Consider the following 22,074-nt stretch of genomic DNA (forward strand, 5'->3'; position numbering starts at 1 on the left):
TAATGAGGTACCTTTGTCACCCATATCCTTATAAATGGTTGCTATGAGATTGACAGTTTTATTCACATAACATTAATGATAAGTAAATATAACCGATTTGTAAATAAATTATGAGGATATAGCATTAAACTTTCAAAAAAATAGGTATAAATATGATTAAAAGGGTCCATATTATTAATAATTGTAGTATGAGCCTTTTCCATAGATAACACTTGAGAATATATAACAGATACCTGTTTGACTAATAGAGTATAGTATCTCTTTTTAACTGATTCCAAGACTAGTAAAGTAATTTTAGATAACAACTATTATAGGTTCATATGAGCGTTAAATTCTAATAGTTAGTCGAGTTATTGGCTATTAGTAGTTTGAAACACTACAAGGTCCCATTCGCTTTGTTGTTGAATAGCTGTAATGCTTAATTTCTAAGTGTTTGCGATAAAGAAAAAAGTTTTTATAGAAGGATCTATTCAGTCTCTAATTATAAGCAATAAAGACTGATTTGAATCTTGGTTTATTAACGCTTTTATTAATAAGGACATATACTTATCGATGTTTTGTCAATGTCTTGTTATCACAATAATCAAGAATGGTTGATATGAGATTAACAATCTTATCGTTCTGAGGATTAACATGTTAATGTTTATTGATATGTTAATCTCATTAATGATGAGTATTCTAATCCAATTATGCACAATGTCAATCTCGTGTTAATACTTACAGGAAGGATTTCTACATTTAAAATAATGATCCTTTAATTATTCGCCCAAGAGTAGATTTGAAACCTCTAAGCCGTATATTACAAAGTAATTTTGCTCATATTAATACTATTTTAGTGATTGAATTAACTATAATGAGCGCTGCTTTGTTTGATAGTCTGTATTTCTTAGTGATTTTTCTACTTGAAACTTCTAGTAATTTATAAAGCGCAATTCTTAACTAGTGTGGATTTTCTCAATTCAATTTTCGTCCTAATAAAGCCATAGTTTTATTGATGTTTTGTTAATGTCTTATTTTCATTACTGCTAAGTAGAGTCAACATGAGATTAACATTCTTATTCTTTTGTCGGCTAACATGTTAATACCTATCGATATGTCAATCTCATTCCTGTTATGTATTTCGACCCTGCTTCGTGAAATGTCAATCTCATATCAATACTCTGTGAGAAGAATATATTTGTAAGAAGTATTAAATCTTTAATTGTATATCTAATAGTGGATTGGAGATCTCTAAGTTACATGTTACAAAAAACTATATATGTTAATTATATTACTTTATTAAATATGGTCTGATACAATGGATGTAATTTTCCTTTACAGTCTATATGTTCTATTAACCTTTTGTTCGAAATACTTTATTAAAATATGGAGAAACATTCTTTATATTTTAATAGGGAATCATTGTATTTATTGATGTTTTTAACCTCTGTAAATTTTTATATTTCAATTCTGTTCTAATAAACCTATGGTTTATCCATGTAGTATTAGTTTCTTGTTATCCTTAGTATCAAGAGGGTGACATGAAGTTAACATTTTTACTTTTTTGAAGGTTAACATGTTAATGTCTGTTGATATGTTAATCTCAGTTTAGGTTTGCATTTTGATACTTTTTCGCGAAATGTTAATCTTATGTCGACATCCTTCAAGGAGAATATCTTTGTAAGAAGTACAAATTCTTCAATATTTATACCGATTGTACAACTTTTTAGAGTAACAGTATCAGTATGTCCAAGATTTAGAGATTACTTACATGCATTTTGAAGTTTTTACACCTGAACCGTTTATACTATTTGTAGGATTTTCTGCTTTTTTGTCGAATATACTTAATGCAAGGAGGGACATTACATGATTATTAAAGACTATTTCATCAATCTTTCTATTTTTTCTTTACTTGTTAGCGCAGCAATATTTATTCAAGTGTTTACGATTCATTCCAGGCGATATTTTGAAAAATTCTATGGGGGGATCATCGCAGTTACTTTGATGTTCTTTTCTTTTCCGTACATGGGATTTTCCTACGATCTTCGAGTTGTTCCTCTTATTCTATCTTTTATTTACTTTGGTCGCATTGCTGGTTGGATTACGTTAATTAGCATTATTATAATGCGCATCTTTTACATTGGAGGGTATTGGGAACCTCCTGTGATTGCTTATTTAGGTATGGGTATCTTATTTGCTACTTTTAAAACATATTTTAAAAACCTTCATCCTTTTAAAAGTGCATCTTTATATTTTTCTGTTTTTGTCGGGATAAAATGGTTAGTTGGTGTATTCTTTAATAATGCATTACTTTACACTGGAGGCTTATTATATATAGCTTTAGGACTTTTGATTGGACTATTTCTTATGGAAGCCTACCAGAGATTGTATTATTTAACACAGGACTTATCTAAAATGAATCGGGAATTAAAAAAAACGAAGCAAGAACTCAAAGATACCTTACATGAGCTTCAAGGGGGTATCTTTAAATTTAAAAAAGTGGATAAACATTTTATACACACTTTGTGTGATGGACAGTTTTATTATCAAAACGGAATTTATTCTGAACGGGTGGTAGGAAAAAGTTTACGTACTATTGATGCTTCTATTATTCCTCCCCATTTAGTTCCACAATTAATGAAGTATTATCTTCAGGCGTGGGAAGGGAAAGAAATTATATTTGAATTACCCTGGCCGAATGATAAAACTATTATTCTTATTGCGCTTAGGCCGATTAAACGAAATGGACAAGTTATTGAAGTTGTTGGTTCTACAGTCGATATAACCGAAAGGAAAAAGGTAGAATCAGAATTAAGAGCTACCAAAGAATTACTGGAATCATTTATCAAGCATAATGTAGATGCTATTACCATATCTGATCGAGAAGGGCATATTTTACAAGCCAATAAAGCTTATGAAAATATATTTGGGTGGTCATCACACGAAATCATAGGTAAGAGATTACCTTGTGTACCAGATTTCTTAATGGATGAATCACTCAGAAATATTCAGAAAATTCTAACGAGAGAATCCATAGTTACTAGATTAGAAACTGTTAGACAACGTAGCGATGGAAGTCTTCTTGATGTCAGTCTGACGGTTTCTCCTATACTGGATGTAAGAGGAAATGTGATAGCTTTATCAGCAATATGTAGAGACATCTCTGAAAGAAAACAAGCAGAAAGAGAACGGCATCGATTACACCAACAATTAAGAGATAGTGAAATGAAGTACCGTGCACTAATCGAACAAGCAACTGACGCAGTATATGTAGTAGAGCTGAATGAGGATCGTGTTCCAAGTCGATTTATTGAGGTAAACCCTGTTGGTTGTAAAAGATTTGGATATAGTAGAGAAGAACTGCTCTCGTTACCGTTTCCATATGCTGTACCACAAGATTCACCAATGATTGTAAGGTTGTTAGAAAAAATTAGAGAGGGACAAACTTCCTTCACTTTGCAAGATGAATATGCTTTTCCAACAGGAAAAATAATAACAACTGAGTTTGGTGTCCGTATTTTTAACTTAAATGGTAAAGAAGTTTTCCTAAGTATTTCTCGTGATATCACTGAACGGCTAAAAACAGAAGAATTACTACGAAAATCTGAAAAACTTGCTGTCGTAGGACAATTAGCGACTGCAATGGCACATGAAATTAATAATCCATTAACCGCAATGAAAGGGTTTATGCAATTACTAAAATCAACGGAAAATGAGAATAATCAGTGCTATATAAATATAGTATCATCAGAGATTGAGCGTATAGAAAGTATTACAAATGAATTTATGGCGGTAGCTAAACCACAGGTGGTAAAGATACAACCCAATGATATTAGTGTGCTAATGGATCAAGTTTTGATGCTACTGCAACCTCAAGCAATGATGAATAATATACAAATTCGCATCGATTTTACAACTGGTATTCCTTTGATTCCATGTGAAGGAAATCAATTAAAACAAGTGTTTGTAAATATTTTAAAAAATGCAATTGAATCCATGCCAACGGGAGGGGAAATTCTGATTCAAATTGATAAACTTGAAAATGATCAAATAAGCATTCGTTTTATCGATCAAGGGTGCGGGATTCCAAAAGAACGTATACCATATCTCGGAGAACCTTTTTATAGTATTAAGGAAGAGGGGATTGGCTTAGGATTAATGATCTGTTATAAAATTATCGAAACACATCAGGGAAAGGTATTTATTGAGAGTGAAGTGAATAAGGGAACAATAGTTGAAGTCATTCTCCCTATTTGTACATTTCAAAATTAATACATTCTTTTACTGAAATTTTATAAGAAACCATAGAATGGAATTGTGAATAAACATGAGTAATGAGCAACAAAAGATTTCTGCTACGGTAAACACTTTAGAAGATTATCGAGTTAAGGACATATCTAATATTTAGTGAGCAGTTAGCTTTTGCTAGCTGCTTTTTTGTATATATTGTAATCGATTGTTCATTTTACTGCTTTTTTGATGTTTCATATACAGATTATATAGCCTTACAAATCTCTGTAAGTGTTTTGTAATATTTACGAGAGACTTTTTTAACAATTATGAGAGAGAAATGAAAGATTTGTTATATATGATGAAATTAATCTTACTAGTAGGTGTTCTAACTCACCTAGAAACCAAGGAGGAAAAATAACAATGAAAAAATTGAAGCCAGCACTTAGTGTATTAGGTAGTGTATCGATGGCACTGACTTTAGCATCTCCTGCTTTAGCAGATGTAAAACAGCCGAATCCAGGAAGTACAGTTGAAATATTCAAAGAGAATGCAAATGCAAAAAAAGAAGATAAGAATTTCATGCTCGGATCTGATGGGGAAATAGGTTCGCTCATTACACAAAACATTGAAATGACAAACAACGATTGGGACAAAGATGGTATTTCTAACGACTTAGAGATTAATGGATATAAAATTGAATTCAATTCACAAACTGGGAAAAATGAAGCGAAAGCATGGGATCCCGAGAAGGATAAAGGGAAACCAAAATTTATATCGAATCCTATGAATGCAAATACGGATGGTGATCCTTTTACTGATATGTATGAGGTTGAGAATTATAATAATGATTCTGATACTAATTTCAATCCGATAGTTGCCAATATGCCAAATTTACAAATTGGTGTCAAACGAATTGAAGTGATTCCTATTGCAACCATTACGGATAATAATGGCGGATCAGTTAGCAGAGGATGGGAAAAAAGCGTATGTCAGAGTTTGAGTTGAAATCCCCTATGAATACTAAGGGCAGTTTAGTAGCTCCCGGGCCAGTTAAAAGTTCGCGAGCTTGAGCGAGTTGTATTGGAAGTGTTTGGGGGATTTCAGGTGTAACGGGTTGTAAATGAGTATTTACGAGTCTAAATTTCTCTCCGGATATTTTGACATCAACAGATATAAAACCAAACAGGAGTTGTTCAACATTACCGCCAACTGGAACGGGAAGAAAAGCTTCAAAAACCTTTGTTTGTATATTTGAGAACTTAAGTCCTGAATTTTTTCGCACCAAAATCGCATCTCGATCTACAAATCGAACGTTGAAGCCGGTGCTACTAGGTAACGTAACATCCGTAGTGTCTACTATTGCTAAAACCTTATAATGCAATCCTCTTTTTTCTAACTCCTTGAGAAGGATCGAAACAAAATCATACTCTACTGCTACTTCAGAATTTTGAGGTAACAAAAGTTGCCATATTGCTGCTTCTTGAAGACCTATTATATCTGGTTTTTTTCTTGCAATTTGATCAGCAATAGCCCCTGCTCGTACCGGAAAATTTGTTGCTTGAAACAGTCTAAAGACCTCAGTAACACGTTGTGGGAGTTGCTCTGGAGTGGTTCCTACTAAAGGCGATAAGATAGTTCCAAAATAGATGTTCCATGTTAAAAACGAAACATTATGATTCAAAAAAGTCACCTCCTTTCTCAAATATACTAATATTAGATGAGTCAAGATTGCATATTGTAACGGCAATATTACTAGGGTAACTTTACATTTTTATTATTGAAGGATTCTGCTCCGTTAGCTTAAGTAGACTTCTTCACAATCTCCTCAATGATTTTAACATAAATATCCAATTGTATTATAAAGAGTTCTTCCATTAAATGGCCCGATTGTTGAAGATCATTGCTTAAATCTTATTCAAGATAAGCACCCGTTCGCTGAATGTGGAATATCGTTTAACAAATCATAGGATATTGTGAATCTAACCTTTTAGAAGGTTTAAAAAGACCGTTCTAAACTCTAGAAGCGGTCTTTCCTTATATATTCAAATGTTAACTACTGCTCTCGTTACTACTTTCCTCATGAGGTGGATGATGATGATGGTCGCTGCTCTCTTACCGGTCACACCGGTAAGCTAGTGTTGCGGGATTCGTATTGCCAAACGTCAGGTACCACGGCACTCCCAATGGTCCGCCCTTTTTATAAGGAGGGACCACCTCCTTGAACTTCTTGCTATGGACATTATAACGCCGTACTGAACCGGTAAATTCGCCTGTAGGGGCCCCCGTAGCATTGTCAAACGGGCCCGTAATAGGGACAAACAATTTTCCATCCGGTCCAAAAAGGAGTGCCTGTGCGAAAGCACGTGGTTTTCCCGGGGCATAGAGGTCAATCTTGTCGATAAACTCGCCCGTATCACCATCGAAGATCAGAATTTTGTCGGTGTCATTAGGGTCATCAAGTTTTTTAAAACTAGTGACGTAGAGGTTGCCGTCAGGACCGAAGACTAAACCTTCGGGACGATGGAGGTTGTTCTTGTTATCACTCACAATAAACACATCGAATCCCCCTGATTTCAGGTTGAAGCGCAGCACCCAGCCTTTATTCGAATCTAAAAAGTCAATGACGGAGACATACAGCAAGCCGTCAGGACCGAAGACCAATCCGCGGGGGTGGAAAGGGTTGAAGCAGGGGTGGTCGACGTTGCCTAGAAACATCCCAGTGGAACCATTGTACATCCGCACTTCTCCAGGCACTTCTATGCCCGTGTTGAAGTCGAAGTCACCCAAATCCGCCACAAACAGGACATTATGTTTGGAGAGTAAGATACCGCGCGGTGCCAATGGAGCGCCTGGTTCGGCTGAACGGACGAGTTCGCCCAGAAACGCCCCGGTTTGCCCATTTAACTTCAATACGTCGCCATTCTCTGGTTGCCCGACGTTCTGGTTAGTGACAAGGAGATTGCCCACATGGTTAAAGATAAGTCCCCGGGGACCATGCAAGTTTCCACTATTTGGTGCGACAAAAGTGCCAAGGAACTTCCCTGTTTTCGGGTCGAAAGTCTTCACAGTGTCGTCGAAGCTATCGCCAATGTAGAGAAAGTCGCACTGGAAGCACCTGTCTTGATTTTTTTGATTATGCATTTTATCACCCTTTTAAAAACATATTTTAAGTAAAAAACTAGCTTTTACCTAAATTAATATATGCTTACGGAGATTTTTCGTATAGGACATGCAGCTGATAATATAGCATATTTTTAAAATAACCTGCCACGTTTAGTTTAAGTGAAATATTTCACAAATGATCTTTAATCAGTATTCTTACTCTTTCTGTTTCCTCCACAATCTGGCCCGATTGTTGAAGAAAGAGATACTTGTGGATTTGAAATAAAGTTTAATCGTTTATAACAAAGTTTAACCGTTTTGAAGAAAGATGTACTGTTTATAAAAAAGATGTACCGTTTTATCCCTTTGGATTTACTTATCTATGGGGATATTTTTATTAAGAAAAGAAATAAAATATATGAATTGAATATAAAAACGTTTTGATTTTTGAAAAATATTCCATAACTTAGTATTGTTTATATATGGAATATTTTGTTTGTACGAAAGGGGTAACTTGATGTTTTTACAAAAATATAAGGGTTTGATTCTAGGAATAGTTGGTGCTGTTATAGGGGTAATATCTTGGGTTTATCTTAAAGATTTAGATTATATATATAGGGCGTGTCTTAAGTTATTTTCTATAACATTAATAATTATAGGATGGGTTATTGCCTGTAATTCGAACCATTTCTATAAAAAAAAGGAGAATAATAACGTATAGGTGTTACTATTCCCAAATTATTTATACGTTTTATTAATCAGAGAATCATATAGTAAGGTTAATATGTGTAGTTTTAATCAAACTTTTTTATAAAAACCAATCTTAAATCTACTGGAAAAGAATCTATTTTGATTAATCTTTTTTTAAATTAGATTCTTTTTATATTCCGTAGAGTAAGGGTGGGAGTAGATAGTTTTAATCAAACTTTATTTTAAAACTACAATACTCTGCAAAATAGATCTTTTTATCAAACTTTATTTTAAATCAACAACAGGAGAATAATATTAAAGAAAGACCGTTAATATTTTGAGTAGTTGCTCTAGTATGTTGACGGTCTTTCTTTATTTTTTTCTATAAATTTTAAATGTGCATGATAAAATTACATTTTTATATTTCTTTATATCTGTTTGTATACATCCGCGTACGCAACTTTTAATTGTTCACGCAATTCCCAAAAATGTATATGAAAAATTGTAGGTGAGAAACTTTGGATTTAATTCGAAAATTAACTCGTATTTATGGCTTAGGGATTTGCTGTGGGTTGTGGAGTAAAGCTGAAGTAATTCAATGGTGTGATAAATTGATTGAAGCAAGTGACAGTCCGCCATATGAAATAATTGAGATATCCTTAATGTCTAAAGCAAAGATAGATGATATTGAAGGGAAGTTATTTGAGTTTAGTAGCACAGTTGATGAAGAATATACTGTTAAATTAACTCTTTCCGTCATTCATAAAAAACTAAAAAAACAAGAACTGACGATTGAAGAATCAATTAAATGTACCACTAGACTTTTAGTTAACAGGGGATTGTATTGGGAAGCTAAATATTTTGATTTATATAGTCTGGATGATAGCTATGACTTAGCTAAAGATGGTGTTCATTTTGATTTAAGCGAGGTTATTAATACATATATTGAAACGTTAGGCGTTTACAGTAAGTATTTTAGGGGATTTGAAAAGCTGTATTTTAAAGTAATGAAAAATGAGTGGGTTAGATAACAAGAATTGAAGAAACATTATTTAGTAACAAGAAGGCTTGTCCGTAATCATATTAATAATGTGATGTGTAGTGATTACAAAGAAAAGAAGTGCGTTTCGCGCTTCTTTTTGAGGTCTCGCCAACAAAACGTGGATTTTATACGCTAAGGATATACAGGATTTCATGCAGGCTACGAGAACGGTTTGAACTGCCAAATGCTGTTGTGACAGGACTGTATGAAATCTTGCATACAGCGGAAGGAACGGAAGGCTGACAAACTATTGGTATGAATGGCTTTCTAGGATTTGGTTACTGCTGATAAGATGCGTTATGTTAACTCTCTATGAATAGAATATTCATCATGACTTGATATTGAATAAAAATAGGTAAACATACAAGAAAAACACGCTCGTTTTACATTACATATAATAAATATGATGTATAAAGGAGTTTGATTGTTCATGTCATCAAAAAATAGAAAATACTTCAATCCTTGTGCCTTTCCTGTTCCTATTCCTGGACCAATGGGACCAACAGGTCCTCAAGGAATAGTTGATGTTTTTTTTACAGGCAGTAATGAAAGAGTAAGTATTGAAAGCGTACATCCCCAGTCTTCTCTAACTTTAACACTTCCACCTATCACAGTATTGCCTGGTCAAATTGTTGACTTAGATGCTTTCGCAACTATAACTCTTTTACCGAAAGAAAATGAAAATCTTTTTGCCGGGAGCCTTAATATCAGATTATCGAGAAATCTAGATTTAGTTACAGAATCAACAGAAACTGTTTTTGGAATAACAAAAACACTAGTTGTTAACGATCGTCTTGAGTTTAATCCTTCCGTTACATGGGTAGATTCTCCATTACCAGGCACTTACCAGTATACACTTTTCATATTTCCTGTACGTACCAATATAGATGATAACACTAGTACTTTTGGACCTCGCGCTCTTAAAGCAAAAGTCATTAATACAGCATAATGTTTACATTTCCTGTACGTGTAACAAAGTCTAATGGGTTATCTTTCTTGTAGACCCCTTTTTATTAATGATTATCTTAAATTATTATAAATGGATATATAAAATCGAGAAAATCAAATATCCAGTAAAAAAGATCTTCGGTTGAAGATCCTTTTTATATGCCGATAACGATAATTATGTAAATGAGCTGTCCATATGGGCAGCTTATTGTATTTTTTGCTTAGCGTGGTTTTTTTCCAAAATGCTGGCGGTACCCCATGCCCATCAAGCTAAGGTTGGGTATTCGATGAACTTCCGTTCTTGTTGCCTACATGCTTGATATTTTGTTTATTTGTTTTTAAAAATACGCATTCCAAATACACCTTGATAAGGTGTATTTTTAAAGATTATGCAGTTTTCTGCTTTAGATTAGATACAGTGTACTGATAAATGACGCCTAAAATATCAAAGACTGTCTTTTTCTCATATCGATGGGATTTCCGTCCGTTTTTCTGTAAGAGGGCAAACAGACGAAGGAAAATTTTTGATACTTCTTGGGTGTCTTTTTGTATAGCTTCATATACTAAGTACAGATGATCTTGAATCATATAAATTGCTTTATATTCACTTAATTCTTTTTGTTTTTTCTGTAGTAACAGCTGTCGCATTTTGAACATAGTGGAAGAACAAAGAAAAATAGCGATTAACTGTCCATAAAGATGACATTCTAGACGCTCTCGCTTAATATTGTGACAATGATTGATACCAAAAAGAGATTTCCATGTTTTAAATACAATCTCTATTTGCCAACGTAGTGAGTAGATATCATGAACCTGTTCCATAGGAACAATTTCCCATGGTATGTTGGTAATATAAACGTTGATTTCTGTTAATCGTTTACTTTTTTCAGAGTATGTAACTCCTTTTTTCTTTTCAACATAGGTTTGCTGTTTCCTACGTTTATGAGTTTGAGTCGATGTCAGTCTGTATATCACAACTCGTGAGGGTAATTTTTGTTGCCCAATATAGGCATTCCGAATTTCATAAGTATCTCCTGGTTTTATCTGATGCATAATATCTTCAAGGTTAAGTAAAACATATAGGGATTGCTTTTTTACTGTCCCATCCCGAAAGAATTCTGGAGAATCATTTTTTACATATACTCTATTATTTAATTTCAACCGTGGAACATAGAATACACCTCGTTGATCCATCTGGTCTAAATCTTTTAGAGAAAAGTATCCTAAATCTCGAATACATAAATCTCCTGGGCGTAAGGTATCTAAACAATCTGTACCAAAGGTTTTATCATTATTTTTACCTGGTTCCATTTGAAAATTGAGGAATTTTCCACTATGTAAATCATACTCTAGCTGAATTTTAATACCGGCTGTTTGTGCACATCCTCCTGAACCAGGATAAATAGGAGCCAAATGATTAGGGACTTGAAAAATAGTAGCATCTAAAATACGTATACGTTGAAAATAAGAAGTATATTGGTTTTGGATTTGAGACGAATCGTTTAGTTGGCTTTTGACTAAAAGAGAAAATATACGCTGTAGAAATAAAACAGCACATCGGTTAAAACGTTGATTAAGTCCTTCTGGACTCATAAGTGTAGCTGTATTTGCATAAAGCTGGCTACATAATCGAGTAAGAGAATCGCTTGCTACATGTTGACTAATCCAGATACATAAAGCAGCCAAATCTCGTGCGCCATACTTACTTTTACGTTTTACAAAACCTGTCTCCTGTGCGAGTTGTTGAAGAATATGTGGAGATAGATATCGCTGTAGCTCTTGAGCGAACAAATGAAACTCTTCTTGAATTGAAAGACTCATAAAAAACGCCATCCTTTCTATATATTTCTACAAAAAGAATAGCGTATTTTCATTTTTTTTGGGATTAATTTCTTAAGTTTCATGGAAATGTATTTGTAAACCCAAAATATGGTTGACAATTAAGGATTACATTTGTAATATTAACTTATAGATTACAAATGTAATACAAGGAGTGAAATTTTATATAATGAAAGAATTACCTAAAATATCGGAAGCTGAATTGGAAATCATGAAGGTTCTTTGGTCAAAATCTCCTCAAACAGCGAATGAAGTGATTAAAGCGCTAGAGGCAACAATGGACTGGAAACCAAAAACGATTCGAACGCTTATTAATCGATTAGTCCAAAAAGAAGCTGTTTCTTACCAGCAAGATAAAGGTCGTATGTATGCATATTATCCTTTAGTGTCGCAAGATAGTTATCTACAAGTAGAAACAAAATCCCTCCTAAAACGTTTCTATGGTGCGGCATTTAAACCTTTACTTGTGAATTTCTTAAAAGAAGAAAAATTATCTTCAGAAGACATTAATGAACTTAAACGTATTCTGGATGAGAAGACTGAGGAAAATCAGAGGAAGGATAGATAATGATGATAGATATGTTTGTAAACGTCTATCTACCTCGATTTTTTGATTGGGTGATAGAAACATCCATTATGGCAAGTATATTAGTTGGTTTAATCTTATGTGTCAAAATCTTGCTTAGAAACAAGTTAACCCCGCGATGGCAGTACATGTTATGGATGATTTTAATTGTAAGACTTCTATTACCATGGTCACCAGATAGTTCCTACAGTATTTATTCCCTTCTTTCATATAGTCCTGGTGTGTCTGAGGTTTTTCAAAAGAATACTACTCCTGCTATACCAAAAGAAAGCGTGTCAGAAGATAAAACAAATTATACAGTAACTACAAAAGAGGATAGTTACAAATCTAACTCCGTAAATGTAATGAAAGAGAGTGACCAAACAGACAGTAATAAAAAGAAAGAAGATACTACATTTTCCGTTTATAAAGTCACTTTATATATTTGGCTTTTTGGAGTTGTCATTCTAGCAATGATAACTTGTATTATGAATAGACGGTTATTTTCTTACATAAAAAAGCAACCAAATATTACGGATGAAAAAATTGTTGGGATTTTTGAGAACTGTAAAAAATCTATGGCAATTAAGAAGAAAATTCCATTACGGTTGGCTGGAAAAATCTCAAGTCCGACTGTTTTTGGATTCTTTCGCCCAAGAGTATTATTATCAAGCAGGCATATGAAAGTATTAAATGAGCAACAACTACAATATATTTTTTACCATGAGCTATCTCATATGAAACGAAGAGATATAGCTGTAAATTGGGTTATGTATAGTTTAATCATTTTAAATTGGTTTAATCCGATTCTTTGGTATGCCTATTCATGTATGCGAGAAGATCAAGAACTAGCCTGTGATGCATTTGCGCTCACTTTTATAGAATCAGAGGAACAAATTGCATATGGACATACAATTATTACTCTTTTAGAACATTATTCAAGTTATTATCAAGCACCGAATCTAGCTAATTTAAGTAGAAATAAACGAACGCTAAAAAGGAGAATTCTTATGATTAAGAAATTCCAGAAGAAATCCTATCGCTGGTCCGCTCTTGGAATTATTGCTATAGTTGCTGTTGCATCTTTTTCCTTATTCAATGCACGTGCAGTAGAAGGAGATGAAAGGCAGAAGGGACAAGCGATAGAAAAAAAGCAGAAATCTAAAGATGCTTTTCAAAATGCTGTAGATATGCTGTTTGGTACAGAAGAAAATGCGAGAAAAGAATTCAGCTATTCAAACAGGGTATATGAAAATAGGACAGATTATTTATATTTAGCTGAAAAGGCTTTAACAAAAGATGAGTTCGAACAGTACATAAAATTGTATAAAGAAATTCTTAATATACAGAAAAAAGGTGCTACGGGAAACTATGAATCCGATACATTATATTTTAAAGAAGAGCGTTTAACAAAAGCCGATCGTGAAAAATTATATGTACTTTATGAGCAATCAAAACCGTTTGATGACAAAGTATCCGAATCTTTAAATTACACGGTAAAGGAAGCGCAGCAACATGTTGATTTTCAAATTAAGAAGCCAACTTATACAATTGAAGGGTACAATCTTAAGGATGAAAAGGTAAATTATTTTATTAAGAGAAGGCCTGAATTAATTATTGAATTAGAATATACGAACGGAAAAGGAAACTATACAACTTATCAATCACAAATATTTGGAGAAAGTAAAGATCCGTTCCATGCTTTGTTTGTTGTAGAAGAAAATATTGAACAGTACGAATTAGAAGGAAATCAAATATTCTACGCTACTCATAACTCGGATAGTAATTTACAAGGTATGAAGATGATTGTTCCTGCAAAAGGAAAGAACAGTGCATATCAGATAGTCATCATAAATCATAGTTTAGACAATCCGGGGAAAGCAGTGTTCGATAGTAATGTGAATAAAGCGGAACTGGAAAAAATAATGCTTTCAATACTGAAATAATAACATGATGTTTTGAAGGATTATATCTTAAGAACACCTTTTCCGATTCTGGTGTGAAAATCATTTGATATTGCTAAATTGTCCTTTTTCATACCAATCACAAACCCTTTCTAGAATAATAGTATCAATATGTCTAAGATTTATAAATTCATTGCAATTATCCTGAAGTTTTTACACCAGAATCATTTACTTAGTGATGATGAATATGGTGTAAATCTGAATATAATATATAGATGAATAGTATATAAAGGAGCTCAATTCTCAATGGCAAGAAAATTATTAACACAAAGATTTCCTTTTTTAATTCCTATTAGAATCAGACAACGTAGGCTTTTTAAAAAAATTAGTGACCGTCTTAAAGGTTATGAATTTTCAAAAACATTCGAGTCAAATCCATTACCTTACAGGATTTATAAACATAAATCCTTGCTTATTAGAAAGTTAGGTGATACGGATATACAGCTGCAATATAACAAAATCACCAATCTAAAGCTAGCCATCTGCAAAATAAACCAGGTTGTAATTAAACCGGGAGAAACATTTTCATTTTGGCATCTTGTTGGTAATTCCAGTGAAAAGGCTGGATATAAAGAAGGAATTATTCTAATGAATGGCGAAGCGATAAAGGGAATAGGCGGTGGTCTCTGCCAGTTAGGAAATCTTCTCTACTGGATGTTTCTTCATTCAGAGTTGGAAACAGTGGAAAGATATCGTCATAGTTTCGATCCATTTCCTGACTATGGACGTGTGATTCCATTTGGAACAGGCGCTACTTTGATGAATGGTATTATTGATCTCAAATTGAGAAACAATTCAAATATTTCCTATCAAGTCAATCTACATCTTGACGAAGAATACATCTACGGAGAAATCAGGGCATCCCAGTATCCTCCATATAAGTATTCTATCGTTGAAGAAAATCATCGTTTTGCAAAAAAAGTAGATGGTCAAGTATACAGACAAAATAAAGTTTATAAAAAAAAAATTGATCGTGTCACAGGTAACTTAGTTGAAAAAGAACTAGTCATGGAAAATGATTGCTTAGTAAAATATGAAATAGATAATGAAAAAATTGTGGGTTCTTTATAGACAAGGATTTTCACTCATCTAAAGATGTTTGAAAAAACTGCGTAGATAATTTTAAAATAAAATCTTCCAAGAAAAAAATATGGTTGAAGTGGATTTTTTTATGAAAATACTAAGTCGAATGTGAGCATTAAGTAGTATTTCATACAACACAATAGAAAGGGCGCTAGGGTAGACTTGTGAAGTCATCTATCCTAGGGCCCTTTCTATTGTGTTTTTGATTTTGGGCCGAAATAAGTAGTTGGTAAATCAGGAGCCTGTGGAAGTAGTTTTGCAATTGTGCTTAGGTCATCATTAGGCATTTGTTTAAGCATGTACTTCAGGTATTTATATGGTATCAGCCCGTTTTCATTAAAAGAAAAAGAGGCTGGCCTGGGATATATACCAATTAAAATATAGACACTCAGTTTTCAACAAAGAGGAAAAAAGATTATATATTGGTGTAATTGTAAAGTTGGATAATGATTTGAATGCATGTATTCCGTTTCGATCATCATAATTTCATTGATGTGAAGTTATAATCATCAATTTAAATATATTACTCTCTATAATCATGGGTTAAGTTTTTTGTACAAGAATTTCATCTTGGGGGTAACCAATTTCGTTAGGTTGATGGCGATGTGGCGGTACCCCATTAAGGAATTCACTAAATGTCAAGATCGACTACAAGAGATTTTTAAATATAATCGTTATGTTGATGAAAGAGGGGATTAATGTGGCATTGATAGTTCCGAAATGCGTCTACTGTAAGGAAGATATTAAAAAGGACGAACAAGCATTAGTAATCGTACCCTATCCTAAGAGAAAAGGATTTACAGAAATTAAAGCCTATTTAAATTTGGAGGGGAAATTTATTTGCGAGAACTGTAAAGACAAACTTAATATATAATCAAGGCTGTTTTTAATGATTTTCTTATTGAAATTTCGGGACGCTATCTTTCCCAGGCAGATAGATTTTTTAAATGGAATACAATAATGCAACGACTCTTAAGTGACGACATTGAAATTTATTTTGTAGGAAGTTCTAGACTTGTGAAACAGTGGGAAAAGCTGTTTGTTGGATGTTATTATTACCAGCATATGAAGAAGAGCATCTAACTCAAAATAGAATAAAAAAACCTGTACGGGGAGGCACAGGTGTCAAATAAGGGATATTTCGTTATGTAATTCATATTTTATCAGAGCTTCATTGAGAATGATAGTAAAGTAGGTTGAATATTCAGTTAATTTTGTTGAGAAATAAAAAACGTACCATTGGGAGACAGAACGTTTTAGAGAAGCAAATAAAAAAATCATCTACATTAATTCTACCATACTGGTTCTCTCTATAAAAGGAACCCTAAGACTAGTGGTATAACAATATATTGGATTGTTTAATGATTGCTGTTTTCTTTTGCTAGGCAAACGGGCCATATTCTGGAGTTAAAAGTAGATAGTTCAACTTGGAATTGTAAGTTAACTAATTGCTACTATATTATTAAATAAGGTTAATAGGAGAGGAATTTAATGAATAAAGAAATAGGAAAGAATGATGTAATGTTCGCAGGCTATAGAAGAGTGGAGCTTTTTGATGAACGATTAGATATAACATTTCCTATGTTTGTTATGTATCCAACAATTACTCCTGAAAAGTTAGAAAAAATTGGACCCTATCATTTGAATGTTTCGAGTAATGCTGTACCCCAAGAAGGTGTGTTTCGATTGGTCTTAATATCTCATGGCACTGGTGGTTCACCATTAGTTTATCGAACAATTGCTCGTCACTTGGCTCGTAACGGATTTGTTGTGGGAATGCTTGAGCATCCATACAATAATCGAAACGACAATACATTGGAAGGTACAATCGATAATCTAACTATTAGGCCAAAACATATTTCTATGGCGATTGATTGGTTCTTTAATAGTGAAGATTTTACAAAGTTTTTAAAACCTGATTCTGTTTCAGTCATCGGACATTCTATGGGAGGGTACACAGCATTGGCGGCATCAGGAGGAATACCATCCTCTTTCCCTTATGAGTCTTCTGATGAGAAATCTCATCTTATCAATATTACACCTGATTACAGAATAAAATCTTTAGTTCTTTTAGCGCCAGCTTCAGTTTGGTTTAAAACAAAAAGGGCTTTGGCAGGCATAAACATCCCCATTTTAATGCTTGTTGGGGAGAAAGATCAATTTACACCGTATTTTCATGCAGAAATTATATTTAACGGGATAACTGACAATACTAAAATCCAACATAGAATAGTTGAGAATGCAGGCCATTTTTCTTTTCTTAGCCCATTTCCAAAAGAAATGATGAATGCATCTTTTCTTCCATCACAAGATCCACCTGGCTTTAATCGAGAATATTTTCATCATGAACTAAATGAAGAGATTACAGAATTCTTATTAAAGAATATATAATAACAAGAGACATTTGATAAAGATTAGGACTCTGCATATGTGAAATAAGAAGAGGATCTTCCCAAGTATGGTAGACCCTCTATTTTTATTTTGCATCAACAACATCCATAAATTTAAGAGTAATCCTGTTATAAAAAGCATCTGTACATACAATAGAACAATTCAATGGATCAATATCAGTCACGGTTATGTAGTTAGTAAGCAGATAGCCATCTTCGTAATATGTAATCAATATTTCTTCTTCGGAAAGCAATGAGCATAATAATAAGTTTTCAATAAGTTCTTTTTCTTCTGGTGTTAATATTGGACGCGTTATTTTATTTTTTTCTTTAATGATCTCACGGATACCAGCAAATTGTTCCGGCATCGCAGCAAATGGAGTCCATTTTACCATTCCTCTTCCTTTTGGCATATTAGTGTTGTTCATGATTTATGTCCTCCTAACAATGTGTTTCTATATCTTGCTGTAGCACTATTTGTATAAGAAACTCCCCGTAATTTAGTGCGTATTTCATCCATTACCTTAGTTAATTTTATTTCTTTTTCCCGTTGCATGATGTTATCGAAAAGAGAGATTTTTTCTTCGCCTTCATTGATTAAGTTGGTTAAAGAAACATTAATTGATCTAATGGGTTCACCCGTATATAACTCATGTAAAAAGTATGTACATATTCGATAAATATCCATTGTTAAATTGGTAGGTCGGTTTAAAGTGTGAGTTTTCCTGAAACCGCCAGCGTAATTTTTACTATAACCAATAGAAAATTGTATGGTTTGAGCAAGTTTATTATGTCTTCTTAGCCGATAACAAACTTCCTCGATATGTTCCAGAAGGATAATCGGAAATTCTTCTATTGTGTAATCACGCATGAGTATTTGACTTTTACCAATTGAAGTTGTTGCTGGTATGTATTTTTCTGCAATGCGGCTAAAATCAATGCCGTTGCTATGTAAGTGTAATTCTTCGCCCAAAATTCCAAAACTTTGTTTTAAGTATTTGAGCGGGTATTGCGCTAAGTCTCCAATTGAATGTATTCCTTTTCGATTTAACTTAACTTCTGTTTTACTCGAAATTCCCCAAAACTTACTAAGTGGTCGTATCGGCCATAATTTTATGGGGACATCTTCGTACTTCCAATATGCGACGCAGTCTTTTGTCTTCTTCGCTTCCACATCTAAAGCGATCTTGCTCATTAAAGGATTAGGTCCAATCCCAATCGTGCATTCAATTCTTGTTTTCTCATATACTTCACGTTTGAATTTCAGCGCAAATTCATAAGGCTCATTCGCAAACAGATGGATACTATTTGTAATATCCATAAAGAATTCATCGATGCTGTATTGGTGAAAATCTTCAATAGGAACGTATTGTAGAGCTAATTTCGTTATGTAATTTGAGCATTTTATATAAGTTCCCATGATTGGGTTTACCACAAGAATGTCTTTACGCCATGGTATTTCGTACAACCTTGCCATTTTTTTAACACCTAATGCCTTTAATGGTGGTGTTGCAGCCAAAACAATAGAGCCATTTCTGTTCACATCTCCTACTACAGCTAATTTGGTATGTAGTGGGTCTAATCCCATCTTGATGCAACTAACTGAAGCATAAAAGCTTCGAAGATCTACACATAAAACAATTCGATTCGGCAAAATTGAGTAGTCATACACCTTTACGCCTCCTTAATAATGAGAACATTTGTTCTTATTATACACGAATATACGTTCTCTTATGAAGGGGTTTTTATAAAAAAAATGAATCCGTTTTGATCAAACTTTATTATAAAGCTACAATTAGGAGTGTTGGTTATGGCTCATGCAAAAGATGTTTTATCGGATCAGTTGTTGGCAAATGCTAATCACCCAAGTTGGTACCTACCATTTTCAGATTCAGTAGAAAGATTGTCTGAGGAACATGCATTTTGGACGCCAAACGAAGAAAGTAATAGTATTGCTGAAATTGTGCAGCATCTACTATATTGGAATCAAACATGGCAAACAAGGTACCAAAAATCTCACGTTGATGCTGTGCTTTCAATAGGAAATAATAACAGCTTTATTATTTCTGAAAATCATACTTTTGCTGCCTTAAAAAAACAACTATTAGAGGTGCTTTTACGTTGGCAAGAGTTATTATCTGAAGAAAAAGTTGAGAGAGAGGTTAATGGTTATCCTGGACACGTGAAATGGTAGGAAATACTTGGAAATGTGTCGACTCATAACGCATATCATATTGGCCAGATCATTTATATCCGGAAGTTGCAAAATAGCTGGAAAATAGATGCAGGAGTAGATGAATAAATAAAAGTTGCACTCGTACTACTTGAACTAAAGGTTGCAATAGTTTAAGATCTAGCTGTCATTATGGCAGCTTTTCTTATTGTACAACGTGAAGGATAGTGAAAATTACAAAGTTATAAGGACAGATTTAAACTTCACATAAATCTGTCCTTATAGGGAAAAATATGTAAGGTATTGTGCTGGAAAGCACTTGCCTAATCTAAATAAGGAGTGAGATGAATGGCTGATAAAAACGAACGTAACCGTGTCGATAATGATGCTGGCGAAGCGGTAGGAACTGGTGTCGGCGCTGTCGCTGGAGCTGCTTTGGGTTCTGTTCTTGGTCCACTTGGTACCGTTGCAGGAGCTGTTGCAGGAGGAGCGATGGGTAACAAAGTCGGCGAAGGTGCCGATGAGGCTAATGACAGTGTTGCGAACCGAGAAGATTAGACTTTAACCAAAGTGACACTGAATGAATTGGATTCCCAAAAAGGGAGTCCTTTTTTTTATTAATTTAATTCAGCTTTTTTAGGTAAATTCCCAGTAAGATTGTGAATCAATTTACTTAAAGTAACGGGTGCGTTAGTTCAACAAGCTATAAGCAGCAATCATAATCATTTTTTTGATCTCCGCAATCGGGCGCTTTAATGGAGGAAAGATCACAAAAATGATCATATTTTTTTATGAAAGATAAATAGTCAATCTCAAAAGTGGAGCATATCACCTTTTTTCAAAATGGATTCTTTTTCTTTATCGTAAAATATGGGTTTGTGAGGTATTTTTAATCAAACTTTATTTCAAAGCTACAATTATCCTCGAGACAACCTTCATAAATTTCCGTAAGTAAGATAGACCGTGAACTACCCGCCACTTAACGTCCTAACGGACCGTTTGAAGTGGGGGCTTCTCGGTTAGTCGTTACTTTTGATAGCTAACGAATTCGTCTTAAGACAGCCGAGCTAACTCCCTTGTTCCAAAGGTTATTTTATTGCTATTTATGCTAACGCTAATAGACGTATTGCTTCATTTTTGATATTGATAGCTGCGTTATAATCTCTATCGAGATTTACACCGCATATACAAGAATATACTCGTTCAGACAATGACATATTTTTTACATTTCCACAACTGCTACATGTTTTTGTGGAAGGAAACCATTTGTCTATTTTCATAAGTTGTTTTCCTTGTTCGTATAGTTTATAAGCTAAAAAAGAAGTGAAGATTCCCCACCCATTATCAGCGAAACTTTTTCCAAAATGAAGTGCTTGCGACATTCCTTTCATGTTTAGGTCTTCAATAGCTACAACATCAAAATTAGTAGCCAACTGTTTAGACTCATGATGAAGGAAATTCTTACGTTGGTTAGCTACTTTCTCATGTAACTTAGCTACACGAATACGTTGTTTATTCCAACGCTCAGAACCTTTATTGCGTCTTGCTAATACTCGTTGTGCCTTTGCTAATCGGTCTAACATGTTACGATAGAACTTAGGATAATTGGCTTTCTCACCCTTAGAACTAACATATAATCCATCCATCGCAAAGTCTAATCCAACAACTGTTTCTACTTCTTTTTGTACAATCTCTTTTTCGTATTCAGTCAAGATGGACACATAGTATTTACCGGTAGGTGTCATGGAGATCGTACATGACTTGATCATATAGTCTTGTGGTATTTCTCTATGCTGTTTGATACGTACCATTTTCAGTTTTGGTAATTTGATATGACCATTTAGCAACATAATATTTCCGTTTACTACATTCGTTGTATAAGACTTTCTGTCTTTTTTACTTTTGTATGTTGGAAAGTCATTTTGACCACTAAAGAAATTCTTATAGGCAGTTTGCAAGTTTAGTTGAGCATTTGCCAAAGCTAATGAATCAACTTCTTTTAACCACTCAAATTCTGCTTTGTATTTCGCAGGAGTTGGAAGCTTTTGTTTCTTTAGTTGTTCCTT

The 22,074-nt window shown here is 33.8% G+C and carries 15 protein-coding genes and 2 pseudogenes; 11 read left to right on the top strand and 6 right to left on the bottom strand.

The features are described from left to right. Positions 1 to 1,845: 1,845 nt before the first annotated feature. Positions 1,846 to 4,251 carry a PAS domain S-box protein gene (locus tag NSQ47_RS26205; RefSeq protein ID WP_341038589.1) on the top strand — a complete coding sequence of 802 codons (2,406 nt, stop codon included), beginning with the start codon at positions 1,846 to 1,848 and terminating at the stop codon, positions 4,249 to 4,251. Between the two features lie 381 nt (positions 4,252 to 4,632). After that, positions 4,633 to 5,199: pseudogene (locus NSQ47_RS26210) on the top strand (binary toxin-like calcium binding domain-containing protein); the annotation flags it as partial. On the opposite strand, the gene NSQ47_RS26215 reads toward NSQ47_RS26210, so the two are convergent. Beyond that, positions 5,174 to 5,902: an endonuclease/exonuclease/phosphatase family protein gene (locus tag NSQ47_RS26215; protein ID WP_341038591.1), complete on the bottom strand. Its 729-nt coding sequence runs from the start codon at positions 5,900 to 5,902 to the stop codon at positions 5,174 to 5,176. The pseudogene NSQ47_RS26210 and the gene NSQ47_RS26215 overlap by 26 nt on opposite strands. Positions 5,903 to 6,324: 422 nt before the next feature. Then, entirely contained in the window at positions 6,325 to 7,353 is a 1,029-nt protein-coding gene (locus NSQ47_RS26220) for a Vgb family protein (protein ID WP_341038592.1), read from the bottom strand. A gap of 478 nt (positions 7,354 to 7,831) precedes the next feature. On the opposite strand from NSQ47_RS26220, the gene NSQ47_RS26225 reads away from it, so the two are divergent. The 3 genes from NSQ47_RS26225 to NSQ47_RS26235 all read left to right on the top strand — a co-directional run bounded on the left by NSQ47_RS26225 (position 7,832) and on the right by NSQ47_RS26235 (position 9,995). Continuing rightward, positions 7,832 to 8,035: a hypothetical protein gene (locus tag NSQ47_RS26225; RefSeq protein WP_341038594.1), complete on the top strand. Its 204-nt coding sequence runs from the start codon at positions 7,832 to 7,834 to the stop codon at positions 8,033 to 8,035. A gap of 487 nt (positions 8,036 to 8,522) precedes the next feature. Next, on the top strand, positions 8,523 to 9,035 hold the full coding sequence (locus tag NSQ47_RS26230; protein WP_341038596.1) for a protein kinase: 513 nt from the start codon (positions 8,523 to 8,525) through the stop codon (positions 9,033 to 9,035). Positions 9,036 to 9,476: 441 nt separating this feature from the next. Further along, positions 9,477 to 9,995: a hypothetical protein gene (locus NSQ47_RS26235; protein WP_341038598.1), complete on the top strand. Its 519-nt coding sequence runs from the start codon at positions 9,477 to 9,479 to the stop codon at positions 9,993 to 9,995. 386 nt (positions 9,996 to 10,381) lie between these two features. On the opposite strand, the gene NSQ47_RS26240 is transcribed toward NSQ47_RS26235, so the two are convergent. Then, positions 10,382 to 11,815, bottom strand: a complete 1,434-nt coding sequence (locus NSQ47_RS26240) for an IS4 family transposase (RefSeq protein ID WP_341038600.1) — start codon at positions 11,813 to 11,815, stop codon at positions 10,382 to 10,384. 184 nt (positions 11,816 to 11,999) lie between these two features. Here NSQ47_RS26240 and NSQ47_RS26245 point away from each other — a divergent pair, with 184 nt between their 5' ends. The 4 genes from NSQ47_RS26245 to NSQ47_RS26270 all read left to right on the top strand — a co-directional run bounded on the left by NSQ47_RS26245 (position 12,000) and on the right by NSQ47_RS26270 (position 17,836). Continuing rightward, positions 12,000 to 12,401: a BlaI/MecI/CopY family transcriptional regulator gene (locus NSQ47_RS26245; protein ID WP_445662109.1), complete on the top strand. Its 402-nt coding sequence runs from the start codon at positions 12,000 to 12,002 to the stop codon at positions 12,399 to 12,401. A gap of 2 nt (positions 12,402 to 12,403) precedes the next feature. Continuing rightward, positions 12,404 to 14,344: a M56 family metallopeptidase gene (locus tag NSQ47_RS26250; protein WP_341038622.1), complete on the top strand. Its 1,941-nt coding sequence runs from the start codon at positions 12,404 to 12,406 to the stop codon at positions 14,342 to 14,344. A 264-nt stretch (positions 14,345 to 14,608) separates the two neighbouring features. Continuing rightward, positions 14,609 to 15,433 carry a VanW family protein gene (locus NSQ47_RS26255; protein ID WP_341038602.1) on the top strand — a complete coding sequence of 275 codons (825 nt, stop codon included), beginning with the start codon at positions 14,609 to 14,611 and terminating at the stop codon, positions 15,431 to 15,433. Positions 15,434 to 16,936: 1,503 nt separating this feature from the next. Then, on the top strand, positions 16,937 to 17,836 hold the full coding sequence (locus NSQ47_RS26270; protein ID WP_341038605.1) for an alpha/beta hydrolase family protein: 900 nt from the start codon (positions 16,937 to 16,939) through the stop codon (positions 17,834 to 17,836). A gap of 85 nt (positions 17,837 to 17,921) precedes the next feature. Here NSQ47_RS26270 and NSQ47_RS26275 read toward each other — a convergent pair whose 3' ends face one another. Further along, complete coding sequence (locus NSQ47_RS26275) at positions 17,922 to 18,263, bottom strand: YolD-like family protein (protein WP_341038606.1); 342 nt, start codon at positions 18,261 to 18,263, stop codon at positions 17,922 to 17,924. Next, the gene (locus tag NSQ47_RS26280) at positions 18,260 to 19,507 is read right to left on the bottom strand and encodes a Y-family DNA polymerase (protein WP_341038608.1); all 1,248 of its coding nucleotides are present in this window, start codon (positions 19,505 to 19,507) and stop codon (positions 18,260 to 18,262) included. Before NSQ47_RS26280 ends, NSQ47_RS26275 begins: the two co-directional genes overlap by 4 nt. A gap of 138 nt (positions 19,508 to 19,645) precedes the next feature. Between NSQ47_RS26280 and NSQ47_RS26285 the strand changes: the two are divergent. After that, a pseudogene (locus NSQ47_RS26285) lies at positions 19,646 to 20,137 on the top strand (DinB family protein). Between the two features lie 219 nt (positions 20,138 to 20,356). Then, positions 20,357 to 20,566, top strand: a complete 210-nt coding sequence (locus NSQ47_RS26290) for a glycine zipper domain-containing protein (protein WP_000764044.1) — start codon at positions 20,357 to 20,359, stop codon at positions 20,564 to 20,566. A gap of 545 nt (positions 20,567 to 21,111) precedes the next feature. On the opposite strand, the gene NSQ47_RS26295 is transcribed toward NSQ47_RS26290, so the two are convergent. Continuing rightward, positions 21,112 to 22,074, bottom strand: a 963-nt coding sequence (locus tag NSQ47_RS26295) for an RNA-guided endonuclease TnpB family protein (RefSeq protein ID WP_341038610.1), incomplete at its 5' end; no start/stop codon positions are given.

Source organism: Bacillus sp. FSL R10-2780 (assembly GCF_038006125.1).
GTDB classification, from domain to species: domain Bacteria; phylum Bacillota; class Bacilli; order Bacillales; family Bacillaceae_G; genus Bacillus_A; species Bacillus_A cereus_U.